General features: G+C 54.4%; 13 protein-coding genes. 4 read left to right on the top strand and 9 right to left on the bottom strand.

Going from position 1 to position 19,361, the window contains the following annotated elements:
* Positions 1 to 24 precede the first annotated feature (24 nt).
* On the bottom strand, positions 25 to 3,177 hold the full coding sequence (gene oqxB, locus HV242_RS05455) for a multidrug efflux RND transporter permease subunit OqxB (RefSeq protein WP_020885098.1): 3,153 nt from the start codon (positions 3,175 to 3,177) through the stop codon (positions 25 to 27).
* A 23-nt stretch (positions 3,178 to 3,200) separates the two neighbouring features.
* Positions 3,201 to 4,376 (bottom strand): efflux RND transporter periplasmic adaptor subunit, encoded by a 1,176-nt coding sequence (locus tag HV242_RS05450; RefSeq protein WP_014168988.1) that lies wholly within the window; start codon positions 4,374 to 4,376, stop codon positions 3,201 to 3,203.
* A gap of 332 nt (positions 4,377 to 4,708) precedes the next feature.
* Here HV242_RS05450 and HV242_RS05445 point away from each other — a divergent pair, with 332 nt between their 5' ends.
* Positions 4,709 to 5,059, top strand: a complete 351-nt coding sequence (locus HV242_RS05445; protein ID WP_025204752.1) for a helix-turn-helix domain-containing protein — start codon at positions 4,709 to 4,711, stop codon at positions 5,057 to 5,059.
* Between the two features lie 73 nt (positions 5,060 to 5,132).
* On the opposite strand, the gene HV242_RS05440 is transcribed toward HV242_RS05445, so the two are convergent.
* Complete coding sequence (locus HV242_RS05440) at positions 5,133 to 5,966, bottom strand: oxidoreductase (protein ID WP_050737424.1); 834 nt, start codon at positions 5,964 to 5,966, stop codon at positions 5,133 to 5,135.
* A gap of 103 nt (positions 5,967 to 6,069) precedes the next feature.
* Here HV242_RS05440 and HV242_RS05435 point away from each other — a divergent pair, with 103 nt between their 5' ends.
* Positions 6,070 to 6,990 carry an AraC family transcriptional regulator gene (locus HV242_RS05435; protein ID WP_050737425.1) on the top strand — a complete coding sequence of 307 codons (921 nt, stop codon included), beginning with the start codon at positions 6,070 to 6,072 and terminating at the stop codon, positions 6,988 to 6,990.
* Positions 6,991 to 7,060: 70 nt separating this feature from the next.
* On the opposite strand, the gene HV242_RS05430 is transcribed toward HV242_RS05435, so the two are convergent.
* The 3 genes from HV242_RS05430 to HV242_RS05420 form a co-directional block, all read right to left on the bottom strand.
* A complete protein-coding gene (locus HV242_RS05430) occupies positions 7,061 to 7,456 on the bottom strand; it encodes a YidB family protein (protein ID WP_050737426.1) in 396 nt (131 codons plus the stop codon).
* Positions 7,457 to 7,500: 44 nt separating this feature from the next.
* Positions 7,501 to 7,950, bottom strand: a complete 450-nt coding sequence (lysM, locus tag HV242_RS05425) for a peptidoglycan-binding protein LysM (RefSeq protein WP_020885103.1) — start codon at positions 7,948 to 7,950, stop codon at positions 7,501 to 7,503.
* A 201-nt stretch (positions 7,951 to 8,151) separates the two neighbouring features.
* Positions 8,152 to 11,700 carry a response regulator gene (locus HV242_RS05420; RefSeq protein ID WP_050737427.1) on the bottom strand — a complete coding sequence of 1,183 codons (3,549 nt, stop codon included), beginning with the start codon at positions 11,698 to 11,700 and terminating at the stop codon, positions 8,152 to 8,154.
* A gap of 226 nt (positions 11,701 to 11,926) precedes the next feature.
* Here HV242_RS05420 and HV242_RS05415 point away from each other — a divergent pair, with 226 nt between their 5' ends.
* On the top strand, positions 11,927 to 12,277 hold the full coding sequence (locus tag HV242_RS05415; protein WP_020885105.1) for a hypothetical protein: 351 nt from the start codon (positions 11,927 to 11,929) through the stop codon (positions 12,275 to 12,277).
* A gap of 66 nt (positions 12,278 to 12,343) precedes the next feature.
* Here HV242_RS05415 and HV242_RS05410 read toward each other — a convergent pair whose 3' ends face one another.
* Positions 12,344 to 13,618 (bottom strand): tetratricopeptide repeat protein, encoded by a 1,275-nt coding sequence (locus tag HV242_RS05410; RefSeq protein ID WP_050737428.1) that lies wholly within the window; start codon positions 13,616 to 13,618, stop codon positions 12,344 to 12,346.
* A 481-nt stretch (positions 13,619 to 14,099) separates the two neighbouring features.
* On the opposite strand from HV242_RS05410, the gene HV242_RS05405 reads away from it, so the two are divergent.
* Positions 14,100 to 17,054, top strand: coding sequence for a transporter substrate-binding domain-containing protein (locus HV242_RS05405; protein WP_050737429.1), 2,955 nt, complete (start codon positions 14,100 to 14,102; stop codon positions 17,052 to 17,054).
* A gap of 57 nt (positions 17,055 to 17,111) precedes the next feature.
* Here HV242_RS05405 and HV242_RS05400 read toward each other — a convergent pair whose 3' ends face one another.
* Positions 17,112 to 17,810: a response regulator transcription factor gene (locus HV242_RS05400; RefSeq protein WP_050737430.1), complete on the bottom strand. Its 699-nt coding sequence runs from the start codon at positions 17,808 to 17,810 to the stop codon at positions 17,112 to 17,114.
* Positions 17,811 to 17,857: 47 nt separating this feature from the next.
* Positions 17,858 to 19,357: a TolC family protein gene (locus HV242_RS05395; RefSeq protein ID WP_050737431.1), complete on the bottom strand. Its 1,500-nt coding sequence runs from the start codon at positions 19,355 to 19,357 to the stop codon at positions 17,858 to 17,860.
* Between the last annotated feature and the right edge of the window lie 4 nt (positions 19,358 to 19,361).

Genomic DNA, 19,361 nt, shown 5'->3' with positions numbered 1-19,361 from the left:
GGTTTTTTTGTGCCCTGTAAAAACCTAGGCAGGTAAAACGTCGTTGACCGGCTTGCCGCGCGTAACGAATTTACGCAGCGTCACGTAAAACACCGGCGTCAGGAACAGACCAAACAGCGTCACGCCCAGCATCCCGGAGAACACCGTGATCCCGGTGACGCCGCGCACTTCTGCGCCTGCGCCGTGACCGAGGATCAGCGGAATCGTCCCGGCAATAAAGGCGATGGAGGTCATCACAATCGGGCGTAAACGCAGGCGGCACGCTTCCAGCGCCGCTTCCATAATTCCTTTCCCCTGAAGCTCCAGCTCGCGCGCAAACTCAACGATAAGAATGGCGTTTTTACATGCCAGCCCCATGAGTACCACCAGCCCCACCTGCACGAAGACGTTGTTATCGCCCCCGGTCAGCCAGACGCCAAACAGCGCGGACAGCATCGTCATCGGAACGATCAGGATCACCGCCAGCGGCAGGGTCCAGCTTTCATACAGTGCGGCCAGCACCAAGAAAGCCAGCAGCACCGCGACCGGGAAGACGATCAGCGCCGTGTTGCCTTGAGTGGCCTGCTGGAAGCTCAGGTCCGTCCATTCAATATTCATCCCGTTCGGCAGGATCTGCTTAGACATTCCGTCCAGTTGCGTCATCGCCTGTGCCGAAGAGAGAATGCGCGGATCGGCATCGCCAATCAGATCCGCCGCCGGATAACCGTTATAACGGATCACCGGATCCGGCCCGTAGGTGGTGCTGATGTTCACCATACTGCCGATCGGCACCATTTCGCCCTGATTATTACGGGTGCGCAAATTCGCAATGTCTTCCACGCTGTCGCGGAACGGCCCGTCGGCCTGCGCCATCACGCGCCAGGTACGCCCGAACTGGTTAAAATCGTTCACATAAGACGATCCCAGATAGGTTTGCAACGTACCGAACAGATCGGTCAGCGACACGCCCTGCGCTTTCGCCTTATCTCGATCAACCTGCACATCCAGCTGCGGAACGTTAGCCTGGTAGGTTGAGATCGGGAAATGCATCCCCGGCGTCTGCATAATCGCACCGGACATGGTGTTCACCGCGTTTTGCAGCGCACCATAGCCCAGACCGCCGCGATCCTGGATGTACAGCGAATAACCCGACCCCTGCCCCAGCCCTAAAATCGGCGGTGGCAAAATGGAGAAACCAAAGCCCTGCTGAATTTGAGCGATTTTGGCATTGATCTCAGCGTTAATTTCCGCCGCCGTGTGTTTACGCTGATCGAACGGTTTCAGACCAAAGAAGACCGTCCCGGTATTCGGCGTGTTGGTGAACTGCAGCGCGTTAAGCCCAGGAAAAGCGACCGCATAATCCACGCCTTCGGTATTCATCCCGATTTCGCTCATTTTGCGGATCACCGCATCGGTGCGGGCCAGTGAAGACCCTTCCGGCATTTTCACACCGCCAATTAAATACAGCTTATCCTGGGTAGGTATAAACCCGCCGGGGACCGCTTTAAACATGACGCCAGCCGCGCACAGCAGCAGCACATATACAACAAACACCGCGCCACGGCGTCCGAGCGTTTTCCCCACCAGCCCCTGATAACCGTTTGAGCTACGGTGGAAAAAGCGGTTAAACGGACGGAACAGCCAGCCGAACAGACGATCGATAAGCCGGGTCGGGAAGTCTTTCGGGGCACCGTGCGGTTTTAACAGCAGCGCTGCCAGTGCCGGCGAGAGCGTCAGCGAGTTGATGGCGGAAATCACCGTCGAAATCGCGATAGTCACCGCGAACTGTTTGTAGAACTGGCCGGTTACTCCGGAGAGGAACGCCATCGGTACAAACACCGCGCACAGCACCAGCGCAATCGCGATAATCGGCCCCGAAACTTCACGCATCGCCTGATGCGCCGCCTGAAGCGGAGAAAGCCCCTCTTCGATATTTCGCTCGACGTTTTCCACCACCACGATGGCGTCATCCACGACGATACCGATAGCCAGCACCAGCCCGAACAAACTCAGGGTATTCAGTGAGAAGCCAAGCAGGTAGAGAATGCTGAACGTCCCCACAACCGATACCGGCACCGCGATCAGCGGAATAATTGACGCGCGCCAGGTCTGCAGGAACAGGATCACCACCAGTACTACCAGCACCACCGCTTCCAGCAGGGTCTGCACGACCGCGCGAATGGAATCGCGAACGAAAACCGTCGGGTCGTACGGTGCTGCCCATTTCATATCTTCCGGGAAACGCGTGGCCAGTTCGTTCATTTTCGCGCGCACGGCGTTAGACAAATCGATGGCGTTCGCGCCCGGGGACTGGAAGATACCAATCCCGACCGCGTCTTTGTTGTTCAGCTGGGAACGCAGCGCATAGCTGCCAGAGCCCATTTCAATACGCGCCACGTCGCGCAGGCGTACCAGCGAGCCGTCTTGCGCCGTTTTCAGAATAATATTGCCAAACTCTTCTTCCGTGTGCAGACGCCCCTGGGCGTTAATGGAGATCAGGAAATCGCTCTCTTTCGGCAGCGGCTCGGCGCCAAGCTGTCCGGCGGAAACCTGAACGTTTTGCTCCTGCATCGCCGTCACGACATCCGAGGCCGTCAACCCGCGGGCTGCCACCTTGTCGGGATCCAGCCAGATGCGCATCGCGTATTCGCCAGAGCCAAAAATCTGAATCTGACCCACGCCCGGCAGACGCGCCAGTTCGTCTTTCACTTTAAGCGTGGCGTAGTTACGCATATACAGTGAATCGTACTTGCCGCCCGGCGAAAACAGATGCACCACCAGCGTCAGCGTCGGTGATTGTTTCTGGGTGGTAATACCCAGACGTCGTACATCTTCCGGCAGACGCGCCTCGGCCTGTGACACGCGGTTTTGCACCTGAACCTGCGCCTGATCCGGATCGGTACCCGGGCGGAACGTCACGGTGGTTACCAGTACGCCGTCAGAGCCTGCAACGGATTTCATGTACATCATGTTTTCAACGCCGTTGATGGCTTCTTCCAGCGGCGTCGCCACGGTTTCTGCAATCACTTTCGGGTTGGCACCCGGATACTCCGCGCGCACCTGCACGCTTGGCGGTACGACGTCAGGATATTCGCTCACCGGCAACAGCGGGATAGCGATTAATCCTGTGATGAAAATCAGAATCGACAGTACTGCGGCGAAAATCGGCCTGTCGATAAAAAAGCGGGAAAAGTCCATATGTCGGATTCTCGGGTAAGGGATCAGTTAAGCGCGGCGCTGGCGGTCATCGGAACGGTTTTCGCGTTAACCGGCATACCCGGCATAAACACTTTTTGTAAACCGTCGACGATGACTTTATCGCCAGGGTTCAGCCCCTGCTGCACGATACGTAAACCGGCGGCCAGACGTCCCGGCGTGATATCGCGGCGCTGCGCTTTACCTTCTTTATCAACGATATAAACGTACTTGCGATCCTGATCGGTCAGCACCGCTTTATCGTCGACAAGCGTGGCTTTGAATTCAGCGCTGCCCGGCAGGCGTACGCGGGCAAACAGTCCTGGCGTGAACTGACGCTGCGCATTATCCAGCAGCGCGCGCATACGGATGGTGCCGGTGCTCGGCGTTAACTGATTATCAAGAAAATCCACCTTGCCCTGATGGGGATAACCCTCCTCCCCCACCAGACCAATCTCAACCGGGAGTGCCAGGTGATTACTGGACGCGCCCTGCCCGCTGCGGGCGAGATTTTGATAGTGAAGGTAGGTTGCTTCATCCACGTCAAAGTAGACGTAAACCGTTTTCAGGGAGACCAGCGTGGTGAGGACGCTGGCACTGTCACCCGCGGTGACCAGATTACCGCTGGTGATCAGCGCGCGGCTGGCGCGGCCATCAATAGGCGCGGTCACTTTGGTGAAATCCAGGTTAAGTTGTGCCGCGTCAACAGCAGCCTGCGCGGCGCGAATGTCGGCCTGCGCCTGGGCGGCGGCCGAACGGCGCTGCTCCCACTCTTCACGGGAGACGACGTTGGTATTAACGAGTTTATCGGTACGGTTAGCCTCACTGCGCGCCAGGCTGGCCTGCGTTTTGGCTCTCGTTAAGGTGGCCTGCGCCTGTTCCAGCGCAGCGCGATAGGTTCTGTCATCGATAGTGAACAGCACCTCGCCCTTTTTCACTTCCTGGCCGTCGGTGTAATTCACTTTATCAATGTAGCCGGAGACGCGGGGGCGCAGCTGAACGCTTTCCACCGCTTCAATCCGGCCGTTAAAGCTATCCCACTGACTGATGGATTTCACTACCACGTCAGCGGCGCTCACAGCGGGCGCTTGTGGGACGGCATTTTGTGCCACGCCGTCATCGCATCCGACAAGCAGCATGGAGAGGAACATCGCTCCCAGCGCCGTCAGATGAACGTTAACCCAGGGTTTTTGCAGGCTCATTATTTTTATTCCGGTAATGGTGGCCGCCGGGCAAGACGCTGCGGGAGACGCGGCGCCACTTCCTTTGTCCGGACTGGCTTGAGACTATTTGTGTCGTTCATCGCCACAAAACTGTAACAGTTGCGAATACACTATCGCGGCGATTGTAGGAAGGCGTCAGATTTAGTGCAAGAATAATTAATACACTTTATGTGCTATTTGGCTCAGGGACAAAAGGCGCGTTTTCGGCAAGGATTTAAATGCAACAATAAAACTTGCATTTAATGTCAGAGCGAGTCATCTTTAAATGCAACAGACAAAAATGCTTTTTAAAACGCGGCGTGGGGGAAACCATGAACACTGACGCATTTATTCATGATCTACTCGACTGGATCGACAACAACCTTGAAAGCCGCCTGGACATTAACACCGTTTCCAGGCGCGCCGGCTACTCGAAATGGCATCTCCAGCGGATCTTCAAGGAACATACCGGGTATCCGCTGGCCGAGTATATTCGTGCACAAAAGCTGCAAAAATCGGTCGAGCGCTTAACCCACAGCGATGAACCGATCCTGAACGTGGCGATCGCGCTGGGCTTTGACTCCCAGCAGTCCTTCAACCGCAGCTTTAAGCGTCAGTATGGTCAGGCCCCCGGGGCATGGCGACGCAGTACCGTCTGCACTGAACGCCAGCAATCAACATAGTGTCGCGGCTTTCACCGCGACCCGTACTGGCCGGTGGCAAACCGGCCTGTAATCATGTCCCCGTGTTCGCCGCTCAGCCGTCCGTTGAACGTGTTAACGCTTCCCAGCGATCGATTTCCTCACCTAAACACGCAAGCTTTTCCCGCACTAAACTCAAAGCATCACTGCCAAGCAATAAATGCGTCGGCGGGTTCTGGCTCTCAATGATAGCCAGCATGGCGCGCGCCGCTTTTACGGGGTCGCCGAGTTGCTGACCACTTTTTTCCTGACGAGCCTGGCGGACAGGATCGAATAACGCGTCATAGTCCGGGATGCTGCGCGCGCTGCGTACCATCGAGCGTCCTGCCCAGTCGGTGCGAAACGAGCCCGGTGCCACCGCAGTGACATGTATATTGAACGGAGCAAGCTCTTTGCTCAGCGTATCTGATATGCCTTCGAGCGCAAATTTACTGCCGCAGTAATAGCTGATGCCGGGCAGAGTGATGAAACCGCCCATCGAGGTGATATTAAGAATATGGCCGTGACGACGCTGGCGCATGCCCGGCAGCACGGCTTTGATCATCGCGACGGCGCCAAACACATTCACCTCAAACTGGCGGCGCATGTCTGCGAGCGAGGACTCTTCCAGTATGCCTTCGTGACCGTAACCGGCATTGTTCACAAGGACATCAATCGGGCCGACGGTAGACACACTCTGCGTAACCACTTCATCAATGTGCGCATAGTCCGTGACATCAAGCAGGCAGCCGAATGCCCGCTGCGTATCGAGTGCCTCGAATGCCTGCTTTGCTTCGGGGGTGCGCACGGTCCCCACGACCCGATGGCCTGCGGCGAGGGCTTCCTCCGCCAGAGCACGACCAAAGCCGCTGCTGACGCCGGTGATTAAGATTGTTTTTGCAGATGCCATAAATAACTCCCATGAACAGTGAAGGTTGCATGGTATTCTCTGCTCTGCCGTATTTTTAGGCCATATCTTCTCTTTTTATTGCCTGATTTTATGAGGTGCAGTGATGTCCGGGATGATTGCCTTAGTAAAAGCACTGGCGGTGCAGGAGGGGTACAACCTGACGGCGTTGCCTGATGTGCGAATTTTGCGTGCCGACCGCCCGCTTGCGCGAACGCCCGTGCTTTACGATCCGGGGATTGTGATTGTCTGCCAGGGCAGCAAACGCGGCTTTTTCGGTCAGCAGACCTATCAGTATGATGAACAGCACTATCTGGCCGTGTCAGTACCGGTGCCGTTTGTGATGGAAACCGACGCGTCGGCAGAACACCCCTTACTGGCGATATATCTGCATCTGGATTTTCAGCTTGCCGCTGAACTGATGTTGCAGATTGAGCAGCATCACGCCCCACATCCTCCCGCTGCGCCACAAAGCATGATGTCGAGCCCGATGGACGACGCGGTAAAAACGGCCGTGCTGCGCCTGCTTGAAGTGCTGAACAATCCGCTTGAGGCGGCGATCCTCGGCCCGGCGCGGGTGCGAGAGCTCTATTTCCGCGTCCTGACGGGCGCCCAGGGCAAGGCCATGCGCGCCGCGCTGGCCTTACAGGGGCAGTTCGGCAAAATTGGCAAAGTACTGCAGCACATCCATGCCGCCTACGCTGAGCCGTTAACGCTTAATCAACTGGCGATGGAGGCCGGAATGAGTGTGCCGACGTTTCACACCCATTTCAAAGCGATAACCCGTATGCCGCCGATGCAATATGTGAAATCGGTGCGCCTGCACCAGGCAAGGATGTTGATGGTGCGTCAGCATATTACCGCCGCCGCCGCGAGCTACGCCGTCGGTTATGAAAGTCCGTCGCAGTTTAATCGTGAATTCAAACGGCTGTTTGGTTTGCCACCCGCAGAGGAAATAAAACGCATGCAGCGTAATTTCGCCGTTCCGCCTGTGCAGCAGGCATCGATATTTGTCTCTTCCCATTAAGCCTGATACTACATACCAGGCCTGAATACAGGCCTGGTATGTACACGGCGTCATGACGCTGCGGATTGCACTAACTCAGGAACTTACCTTTGAGCAGGTTACGTCCCGCAGACATCAGGTCGCCCTGGGCCGGGGCTTCGCCCTGCGGTGAAAGGCCGTCGACGATTTTAGGCAGGTATTCAGCAATCAGCGTCGACGCGGTTTGAGAATCCACGCCCAGTTTTGCGCCGAGATCCTGCAGCGCTGGCGATCCAAACACCGATGTGATCTGTTCGCTGTTCACCGACTGATTACTCTGCTGGCTAAGCCACGACTCGACAACGCCGCCCAGGCCGCCATTGCGGAATTTTTCGAGGATCCCCTGAATGCCACCCTGCTGCTCAATCCAGGCCATGATCGCCTGGAGTTGCTCCGTCTTACCGCCCTGCCCGCCGGCCAGGCTGCCGATTTGATCTAATAATCCCATCACAGACTCCCTACAAACATCGCTAACACGTCCTGATTGACGGCTTACTTAGCCGGGATAATCAGTACCTGACCCGGGTAGATTTTGTCGGGATGCGTCAGCATCGGTTTATTGGCTTCAAAAATACGCTGATACTCATTGGCAGAGCCATACATCGCTTTTGAGATGGCGCTCAGGGTATCGCCGGATTTCACCGTGTAATAGCGGCTTTCCACCCCGCTTTGGGTGACGGTCACGCTATCATTGACCTGACCAATCCCGGTGACGTTACCTACCGCCACCAGAATTTTTTCTTTATCTTCCTGGGAGCCCACGTCGCCGGTCACCGTCGCCGTACCGTCGTCCGCGACATTAATGTTGACCTTTTCGGCACCAGGCAGGTTAAGACTATCAATATGTTTTTTCAGCTTGTCGGCCTGATCTTCCTTGCTACCGCCGGATACGGCATCCCAGATTTTCTCGCCCGCTTCTTTCACAAAACTTAATAATCCCATCTTCCACACCTCCATAACTGTTTCATGGTGAACATTTTCATTGGTTCCCGTTGCAGGATGTACGATGCGGTGTCTCCGCTCTGGCTGAAAAATCCGGAAACAGCACAACCTGCCACATGAAGTATATCCAATAAGCGTCAGGGTACAGGATATTTGCCCTGGTATCGCCGTTATGCCGCAACATTCCCTCTTGCCGACGTCTCACGTCTGGCGTTCCAGCCACGCGTTAAACCGTTCCATCTCTTCCAGCACACGGCTGACCAACGGTTCGATGGATTCCCAGCCTTGTTCGTTGTTGCAGGCGAGTTCCAGCGCCTCACAGGCCTCTTTCAGCGAGGTAAAATTCATCAACCGCGCGCCGCCGTTAATCCGGTGCGCCATGCGGCCAACCTTGTCGCGTTCTCGCTGTTCAAGTCGCTGTTTAAGGTGTTCGGCGTCGTCATGATTCACGGCGATCATTTCGAGCTGAAGCTGGCGTGTTTTATCGTCAACGGTGGCGTCCGTCTTTCCGGCACTGGCGAAATACCGCTCCAGCATCTCCTGCAATTTTTGCGGCGTTAGCGGTTTTTCCAGATATTCATCCATCCCGGCATCAATACAGCTTGCGGCCGCTTCTGTGCCGCTCATGGCCGTCAGGCCAAAAATGGGGATCGCCTCACGCCCTTCCCGTTGTTCATGCTCACGGATCTGCCGGGTCAGTTCGTAACCATCCATCACCGGCATAGTACAGTCAGTAATAATGGCGGCATAACGCGCTGGCTGCGCTTTCCACATTGCCAGCGCCTCTTCTCCTTGCGTGGCCAAAGAGACGCGGTGTCCCCATGATTCGAGTCGCTGCTGCAAGGTCTGACGCGCGGGAGGATAATCATCCACCACCAGAATATGCAGGCTGGCTACGCTGTCCGGTGCCGGATGATGCAGGGCTATTTTCGCTGAGGGTGTCGCATTAAAGAGGAAACTCACCACACATCCTTCGTGCGGCTCGCTCTCAATGCGCACCTCCGCCCCGGCAGCGCGCGCCATATGCAGACAGGCGGGCAAACTAAAGCCGGTATCGGTCCACTCCGATTTAAGCGTCACGTTGTTCGCGCGTTCGATGATTTGTGCCTGGGTTCCTTCAGAAATCCCCGGCCCCCCATCGCACACCTCAATCACCAGCCGGACGCTTTCAACCTGTGGGTCACGGGTTCCCTCATACACCTCGATATCAATGGCATCGCCGTCAGCATGCTTGATGGCATTGCGCAGGAGGCTCGACAGAATGCGGATAATTAACAGCGGATCGGTATCGTAGCGTTGCGCTGAAAGCTCGATCAGCACGTTCAGGCTCATACCTTTCGCTTCTGCCTGCTGACGATAGAGAGCGACCGTGCTGTCAATCAGCTGCGGCAGGTTCGTGCTGCGCGTTAAGCCGAGCAGTTGCGGGTTATCGGCACGGAAAACATCGAACATGTCGCCAATTAACGAAAGCAGATTAAGGGAGGACTCCCAGATGAGGTTCAGATTCTCGTTGCGTTCATGGCGCTCGTCCAGCGCCTGAAGTTCCAGTTCCAGCAGACCCGTAATCACGTTAAGCGGTGTGCGAACCTCATGCCCCATGCTCAGCATAAAGGCATTTTTACTGGCAATCGCCTGCTCAAGATTACTTTTTGTTTCAGAGAGTTGAGTAATTAACAGCTCTTTTTCGGTGATATCCAGCCAGCCACCAATTAACCCGCCAATCTCGCCCTGCCCGTCATGCCACGGCACGACCCACCCCTGCAAGTATCGTGGCTGCTCACCCACCTGAAACCTGGCGGACCATTTCTGCGGTTGACCATCCTGCAATGCCTGGCGATAGCGGGCTTCGATCGCCGCCAACTCTGAAGGCTCAACCGTATTGATGGCGGTGATCGGCAGACCTTTCAGATCCTGCCCTGACAGGCCAATAGTATCGCTCCAGGCCTGGTTATAACGCAGTAAATTCCCCTGCCGATCGCGGACATAGAGCGCAACAGGAGAGGCGTCTATCAGTGATTGGGTAAATTTCAGCTGCTCAGCCAGCTTCTGCTGCCAGACGTTGCCGCGGCGTAATGCACGGCGCAAATACTGGATCCACAGCCAGCAGCCCACCACGACCAGAAAGAGCAATATGCCCCACAGCAGCGAGTTCACGAACGTGCTTTTATTCCAGGTTTCACTGTTTTCTATCGCCGCCTGACGCCAGTCACCCGCCATTTGCATCAGCGCCCGTGGCTGCATATCGGCCAGCGCTTTGTTCAGGATATTGATCGGCTGGCTGCTGTCCGTTTGCGCCGACAACACCAGATCGACGGGTGTCACAGGAAGGGTCACCGCCAGATGAAAACGGGTTGGATGGTGGAGAGTCACGAGATAACTGGCAATAAACTGCGGTGCAATCACCCCACGGACTTCTCCACGTTTTAAGCGTTCAAGGGCGTCGTCCATATGCGGAACTTTCACCAGCTTAATGGTGGGATACCAGGTGTCCAGCCAGGGTAACAGCGGGTCATTCGCCTGAATGGCAATTTTCTCGCCTTTCAACTGTGAGAAATCACTGGGGCGCTTGATGCCCTGATCCATCACCACCACGGCGGGCGTGGTAAGCAACGGAGGCGTTTTCGCTGCACCGCTTTTGGTCTGCTGTGGCGTATCGATAACCTGTTCAACAAACAGTGCGTCAGGGTGAGCGCGCTTCATTGCCAGAAGTTCAGCATCGCTTTCAACGCTGAGGAAGGAAAAGCGAATGCCGTACTGGTCGTTAAACTGGTTAAGCAGATCGACCACCAGCCCCTGAGGTTCACCTTCGCTGACAAACGTGACAGGCCTTTGACGGCGGTCAATAATGACCTGAATTTGCCCGTGCTCGCGTAGCCAGCTTTCCTCCTCGGGATCTAACCCCAGTGGATTGGCGGTGATCACAAAGCTCCGGTTGAGGCCCCAGCTGGTCGCAATGCGTAAACGGCTGGCTAACGAGATATGTTTAAATACGGTATCGATGGATTCCGCCAGCAGCGGTAGCTGTCGGTCGATACCAAAACTCATGTTCAGATTAGGTATCGTCGGGCTGAACGTCCAGCTCAGGTCTCTGACCTGGTGGTATTGCGTAAGATATTCCGCACTGGCCCGGTTAATCCACAGCGCATCGATTTGCTTAAAGGCCAGCGCGCTGACGGCGGTGTTATACCACGACTGGAAGCGCAGGGTGCTGTCCGGATACTGGCGGCGAAGCGCTTCACTGGCCTGGCTGCCTGAGACGACGCCAATCACTTTATTTCGCAGATCGACAGGCGTTTCACCCTGTGATTTTGGGGTCATCAAAACCGCTTTATCCAGCAGCCAGGGCGGTGAGGCTTGCAGGTCCGGGCTTGGCCACAGTTCCGGATTCCAGATAGCCACCATCTGTATTTCCTGGCGCTTCAGCGCGAGTAACGCTTCACTGCTGTTTTCGTAGTAATGCAGCTTAATTTTTACCTTAAGGCTGTCTTCCAGCATTGCCAGGTAATCAGCGGCAATGCCGCCAAAGACGCCATGGCCCATCCCTTCGCTTAACGGCGGTTGCTCCTGCCCCCAAACCCCCACATGCAGCGTGGAATGGCTGTCCAGCCAGCGTTGCGCCGCCTCACTGAACTGGACATGCGGCGCGTTAACCTGAACGCGACGCTGCAGTTCCAGTGGCTGGGCGTGCAGTTGCCATACACAACACACGGTAAGAAGCAGGCTCAATAGCCGGGCTGATAAAAAACGCATCGTACGAGTCGTTCCCTGAATAAAACATGCTGGAAAATAAAATTATATCGATGACCCGGCTTACCCTGAGTAAGCTTTGTCTTGTTCTGCGCAGATACCTCAGTGGCAGACAAGATCCCGACAGTATAAGACCGGACTTATTGTCGCGCCTGTTCCGTCCCGGTAAAAATTTCTCCTCCATTTTACCAGGAAAGCACTTTTTTACGTTTGAACAGGTTAATCCGTGATGAACAACAATATTGATAATCGCGATATCGCGCCAGAGGCCCTCACGGATGGGGACCGCGATACGCCATTTCCGGTGGTGCTGGAAATAACGCTCGACGACGTTTTAATTCAGAATGAAGCGCGTCTTTTTGCCGACGATACCAGCCAGCAACTGATGATAAAAGGTGATGCAGGGGATGTAATTAACCTCTCGGACCTACTTCCCGAAGGCGCGGAAATGGGTGAATGGACGAAAGCCCGGGGCTCAGTAACTGTCGATGGCGTGCAATATGCCGTATATCAGCATTCAGGTATGGAAACGGAACTGCTGGTTCAGGTCGGTATGCAGGTCGCCCTCAATAATATGTAAATGCAGGCGTCATGCGGTCCTGGAGACACGCGGGACGCTGCGTTTCCGGGAGTCCCGCAATCTGTCTCAGCTCCCCTGACGATCGTCGTCGTTCACTATCTCGACCTTAACGTCTCCCTGACGAAATCCCTCGGCAAGAAAAAAAGGCATCGGCAGTTTCCACTGCCCCTGCTGCACGGGTGCCGTATACCGCCAGGCATTACCGTCCATTTTCAGCAGCACAGCCTGCTTTTCCCCGTCTTGTTTATGGCTTGGCCCGGCCATGATCGTAAACCCGGCATTGCTCCCGACGTGGAAGTGTTCTGCCTTCCAGCGAACAGGAGGATGCGCCGGCCAGGGTTCAGCATGATGAAAACCAAAAATATCATCATGGCTAAGCAGACTTTGCCGCACGGTGGACCACAGCACCGCCTTCAGGAAATACTGGTCAGTGAAGCGCGCATTGCCCCGGTACTGCACGACAAACTCACGCATCATTCTTGCAACGTTCGGGAAGATGCCGCCACATCCAGCCCACATCCCGGCGAGTAACAACTCGGTATGCGTGAAATAGTCACGCATATGGTGAAAGTACCAGGGCGAACGTAGCCACGCCTCGACACAAACCTGCTCGCGTTCGGAGAGCAACGAGTCAGCATCACGAACTAAAAACCGCTCAACCGTCGGGTCGTCCATCACCAGAAAACGCCATAACGTGGGATAGATGGTTTTTTCGTGGCTCATATCGACCAGTTGAGCACCGCCCGCCTGCAGACGTTGCCAGACGTGCTGCGGCACAGAATTATCCAGATACACACGGCAGCACCAGCCAGGAAACAGCGAGTTTGCGGCTTCAATGTTTTTAATCAGCGTTTCGCAATAGCGCGGCCGATCGCCGAACAGGCTGAAGGCGATAATATTTTTTTCGCGCTGCGTGGCATCAAAAGGACGCGGCGGCGTTGAGGGAAGCGGCCAGCATGTGCCGTGACCAAAGCGTTGATCCGACAGCGTCAGCGACTCAAGGCCATAGGTGCGCATCTCCTGGGTTTTGCCCATGTGCCCACACAGTTCTGCAAAACCATCCAGCCAGGTTTCAGAGGCTTCATGACGCTGCGGCGACTGGTATATTTTACGATACACTTTATACGCCTGATCGTACTTTCCCTGACGCATCAGGCTTAGCGCATAGTCACTTTGCACTGACATATTTTTGGGCAATACGGCCAGGGCTTTTTCACAGCAGCGCGAGGCGCTGGCGTAATCCCCGTCAGCCATAGACTGGCGATAAATCTCCGCCAGTGAATGTAACTGCTGGCTTATTGCGGCGTGGTTAACAGGTCGACGTTGAGGTACCGGGCGCATAAAAATCCGCTCAATTATTTAATCAGAAAAATTAAGCCGATTTTTTCATTGTTACGGGTGGCTCACGATAAGACCCGTCTTGATATTCCCTGAAGAGAGTACAGCCCCGGTACAGGCAGGTAAAAAGCGATTTCCGCCTCTTATTCAATTTCACTTAAGCTGAGTATTTTACAGCAACTTAATTAATACCATTACCGTTTATAATGAGATGTTATTTCATTAAAAAAAATAACCAAGTCAGGTCTTATAACCCTTTATCGTCTGTTTCATCATACTGCGCACACATAAATGAAGATGACATCGGTATAATTCGACCCCGGTATTGCTGAGGTCAGGCATGAAGGATGTCTTTTCATCGGCTATACAGTAAGTTATGGGCTAGCCCGTACAGGTTGTTTATGATGTTTCATTCACAGCACACCCGATGTCCGGGGAAGATATTCCCAGGCTCACTTCGTCTTCAGGAGTCAGTTAAAGAGATATGCGTCACTATTTTCGCTTTTTTGTGCTGCTGGTTTCACTCTCGCTTTCAATGCCTTCAGCGATAGGCGATGAATATAAGATCCTGATGAGAACACCGGTCCAGGGATTACAGCGTTTATCTCTTACCGCCGATCAAGCCGCGTTTATTAAACAACAACGACAACTGAACGTGGGCGTGACCCATTATGATGCCCCACCGTTTGGCATGCGTAACATTCGCAATGAGTATGAAGGTTTGAGCGCGGATTATACGGGACTGGTCGCCTGGCAACTTAACCTCCCGGTTAAGATAAAAGTGTTTAGCTCCTCTGAAGAGGCGTGGCAGGCGCTGGCACGTGGCGATATTGACCTGATCCCGTCCGTGGCCGCCTTCCCGGATAACGATGCCTTTGCCTTTTCTTTACCTTATGCCAGCGATAAACCGGTGCTGGGGCTCAACGATAGCGATACCGCCCCTCTGGCAGAGGATCTGCGTGATACCGACGTCGCAATGCCGAGGGACTATTTGCCCCTGTCACAGGCTCAGGCCGCCTACCCTAACGCCCGTTTTCGCCTGTTCGACAGTTATCAGGAAGCGTTGAGCGCGGTGGCGTTTGGTCAGTCGCGGGTTTACCTGGGCAACAGTTACTCGCTCAGCCGCAACTACCTGAACAATATTCATGTTGAGCGATTCTCACGCCTGACCAGCCGTGAAGTGGGATTTGCCGTCAGCCAAAAAAAACCACAACTGCTCACACTGATTAATGCCGCAATCAAGGCCGTGCCAGAAGATGAAAAGCAGGAGCTTTATCGTCTCTGGCAGCCCGATCGGATTGATCTCGCACAGGGGTCGAAATCCCTTCTCTTTACCGAGCAAGAGAAAGCGTGGATCAAGAAACATCCCATCGTTAACGTTCTGATCTACAGCCAGGACAATGCAGCCCCGGTCTCATTTATTGATAATAAAGGTGTGCTGCGCGGTATTGCCGCCGATCTGTTTTCCGTTGTGTCGCTCAGAACCGGTTTACAGTTTCGTTTTGAAACGGGCAGCACCACCGAGGAACTGATTCAACAGGTGAACGAGTCAAGCGCGGATATGCTCGCCTCAATCACCCCCAGTGAAGCGCGTAAAAATAAAATTCTTTTCACCCGCCCCTATCTGCGGAGCGCCTTTTCCCTGGCAACAGCGACAAATCGTAACGACATTCATATGCTGGCAGACCTGCGTGGAAAACGGCTGGCGATGGTAAAAAACATTGGTGTGGAAAGTATGGTGCGCCAGCGTTACCCGGAAATTGAAATTGTTCACGTGGGCAATGAATCACAGCTGCTTTCCACCGTACTTGAGGGAAAAGCGGATGCCGCAGTGGGTATTCTGATCATGAGTGACTATCAAATCTTCACCAACTTTCAGGACAAACTCAAAGTGGTGTCGATTGTGGGTGACGCCCCTGTCTGGATCTCTTTCGGGGTCGGGCTGTCCAATCCGGAACTTCAGGGGATTTTAGATAAAATATTGCTAAGCATTCCCCCTGTTGAGCTGGAAAATCTGGCCAACCGCTGGCGGCCCAACGAACTGGTGGTTGTCGACAGCTTCTGGTATCGCTATCGGGAAGTGTTGATTGCCACCGCCGTCTTTAGCGCCGTCTTAATTATTCTGGCCCTGGGTTGGGCACTCTACCTGCGTCGACAAATCGCGCGTAAAGCGGCACTTCGTCGTCAGATGAACACCCAGCTTGTGCAATTACGCGAGGTCATCACCGAGCGTGAAGCGCTGCTGGTAGAACTTAAGGAAGCCAAAGACAGGGCCGAGGATTCTAACCGCGCAAAATCCGTCTTCCTGTCGACCATGAGTCATGAAATCCGCACGCCGATGAATGCCATTATTGGCATGCTGGATATCGTGCTGAAAAAAGGACGCCGTGGTGAGCAAGATATTCAGGCGCTCGAGGTGGCGTATGAATCGGCAGAAGGACTGGTGGGATTAATTGGCGATATTCTGGATATCTCCCGTATTGAGGGGGGGCATCTCGATTTCAATCCTGAAGCCACGAACCTCGGTACGCTGATTAACAATATGATGCGGGTTTTCCAGGGCGTGGCCATTGAGAAAAATATCGAACTCACCCGCGCGTTCCCGACGGAACCGATAATCGATGTCTGTGCCGACCCCTTACGCATCAAGCAGGTTCTGTCGAACCTGTTAAGTAATGCCATTAAGTTTACCGACGTCGGCGGCGTATCCCTGACGCTGCAGCAGGCTGAAGACCCGGTAAATGACAGCGTTCACTACATCATTGACGTCAAGGACAGCGGCGTGGGGATCGATGCCAGCCAGCAGGCAGCCTTGTTCAGGCCCTTTAGTCAGGCAGACAACCGCCGCGCAGGAACGGGGCTGGGCCTTTATATCAGCCGGACCATCTGCGAAAGCATGGGCGGCACGCTTATGCTGACCAGTGAGAAAAACGTGGGCACCACGGTGAGAGCAACCTTTACACTGCCGAAAGTAAAAACGGCGGCGGCCGTGGATGTCCAGCAGCACGAAGACGAAGACAAAATTCCAGCCCTGAAGATCCTGGTCGTGGACGATAACCCTGCCAACCGGATCCTGCTGGCTAAACAGTTGGCCTGGTTAGGACAGCATGCGTATCTTGCGTCAGAGGGAAATGAGGCACTGGCTATCTGGGAAAAAACAGATTTCGACGTGATCATTACCGACTGCAACATGCCCGGCATGAATGGTTATCAGCTGACTCACATAATCCGCACGCGCGAGCAGGAACAGCACAGGGCCGCGGCCTGGATTATCGGCTTTACCGCCAATGCCATGCATGAGATCACGGCGCGTTGTTTACAGGCTGGTATGAATGATTGCCTGTTTAAGCCCTGCTCAATCAATCATCTCGCGGCTGCACTGCGAAATATTCATCCCATTGAGCACAAAGCATCGGACGATACCGTCTCACTGAAATAAAAAAGGAGCCTGTAAAAGGCTCCTGATAATGTCTCGAATGAATCGGTTGTAATGGGATTAAAGCAGTTGGTCGTGCCAAAGAAACAGTTCAGAGTCCGTTTTCACGCCCAGCTTTTTCATGGCCGATTTCTTCTGACCGCTGACCGTCTTACGACTACGATTGAATTTCTCTGAAATCTGCAGGACAGACATTCCACCGGTAAAGAGTCGCAGCACCTCAAGCTCCTTAGGAGACAGCTGATCCAGGCGGCCAATGCCCTCAATCACCTGCGGCGCGTTGTCACCCTCTGAACCCGATTTCGTGTCTGCACAAGGCTCGGAAATCAGGTAGAACTCTTTCTCCATGCTTTCTGAGAGGGAGATACGCCCCGCCGCGACCTGGCGCGCCGCATTCACCACTTCCGATAAATCACGGCTTTTACCGACATGCCCGCGCACGCCGATTTTTAACGCCATGCGCACAATCGCCGTGTTTTCCAGCGTGGAGGAAAGCAGAATTTTCAGCCACGGGAAGGTGCTCATGAGCTGTTTGATCATCGGTAAACCGTCGATCTCTTCATCACCAAGCAAATAGTCAAGAACCAACACATCAACACGGTTGTTGCGTAAAAAATTCATGAGTTCGATACGAGTGGCAAAGCTGCCTTTTAGTTCGAAATCAGGCTCCTGGCTAAATATAATTTCCATCCCCTTACGGACAATCGGGTGATCGTCGAGTAAAGCGACGTATATTTTTTTACCTGAAAACGGGTTCATACATATTCTCTTTTATGCCTGCAGTGTGAGCCATCTTTAAAAAAGACTTAATTATTATTCCGTAACCATAACAATAAAGTACCGGAACTGGCATAGCTACGAAAAATAGCGGAATAGCCATCAAAACGGTTAGTCACTTCCGCGACCTGGTTGCCGTAAAAATCACTTTCTGCACTCAACACATCTAACAGAGTACGTCGACCGAGGTGATACCACTGATCGAAGAAATCATGACGAATACGATCGGATTCAATCGATAAGTTATGATACAACTCCGCGCGCTCCAGCATGCTATGGGCATCCTGATCGGCAGCACGTACCCGGTTATCCAGATCGCGGGATTGCTGTTCAATGGCCTCTCTGCTGGCATCTGCACGGCGTGCGGCAGAAAGCTCAGCGGCCCGCTGTGAACCGCCCCGGAAAATCGGCCAGCTTAAGTTTACATTGGTTTCCCACGCCTGTTCACGTCCCAGTTCATCGCGCCCGGTACTTTTGCCAACGTTCCACGTCACCGTTGGGTAGGCGGCAGAGCGCGCCGCTTCTGCATCCGCCAGTGCTGATGCGGTCTCTGCCTGCGCCTGTCGAATGGTAGGATGGCTTTCAATGGCGGATAACTGCTTGTTCAGCTCCCCTGGCTTCAGGTTCCACACCGCTGCAGTTGGCAGAGGAACGGGCGTATCCCCCAGCAGGCGGTTGAGGATGATTTCCGTATCACGCGCGCGCGATATGGCCGTATCTAAAGAAGATTGCGCCTGTAAAAATCGCCCTCTGGCCTGCGTCAGTTCACTGCGACGCCCCTGGTCAACCTTCACAATGCCGTCCAGCATTTCGACCAGTTCATTCATACGCGCCACGTACTTTTGGCTGAGAACAATGATCTGGCGCTGCTTACTCAACTCAATGAGTGCACTACTGACCTGCCAGGCAATGTTTTCCGCCTGTGCGCCCGTATTCTCTTTCGCGGCCAGATGCAGCGCTTCACGGCTTTTAATGGTGTTGCTGGTACGACCAAAATCGAGCAATGTGGTTGCGACATTCACGGTCACCGCCGGACGACTGTCGCTGTAGCCCCGTTCTCCGCCACCGAACTGGACGCTTTTTGAACGCGTCCCGACATCCACCTGCGGCCAGCGTTGCCCTTTCGCTTCATCAACGTTGGCCTGTGCCGCCTCGGTATTGAACTGCGCGCCACGAACCTCAGGGCTCATACCCAGGGCAGTATTGACCGCATCATTAAAGAGCAGACGGATTTCATTCTCGCCAGGCGCACGGGCGGTCTGCCGGTCAACGTTTGTCGCGTTGCTTTTCGCAAACGCGGTGTGGGTTGTGCTAGTAGCATGGTTATCCACCGCGCTTTTCTGCGCCACCCGTGGCGCGAGAGGTGCAGGCGGGGTGGAGGCCATCACCATGCCGGATTTTGCCTGCGGAGCGACAGGTTGAAAGGCTAATAAGCCCTCGCTACTGGCGACACTTTTCCCTGAAATCAGGCAAGAGAGTACCGTCAGCGTCGCCGCCAGGCGACGCTGTACTGGAGAATACTTTTTCATCGTA

Origin of the sequence: Enterobacter sp. RHBSTW-00593 (genome assembly GCF_013784105.1) — a bacterium.
In the GTDB taxonomy this organism is placed as follows: domain Bacteria; phylum Pseudomonadota; class Gammaproteobacteria; order Enterobacterales; family Enterobacteriaceae; genus Enterobacter; species Enterobacter ludwigii.
Note: the sequence above shows the minus strand (reverse complement) of the source record. Positions and strands in the feature narration are given on the sequence as shown.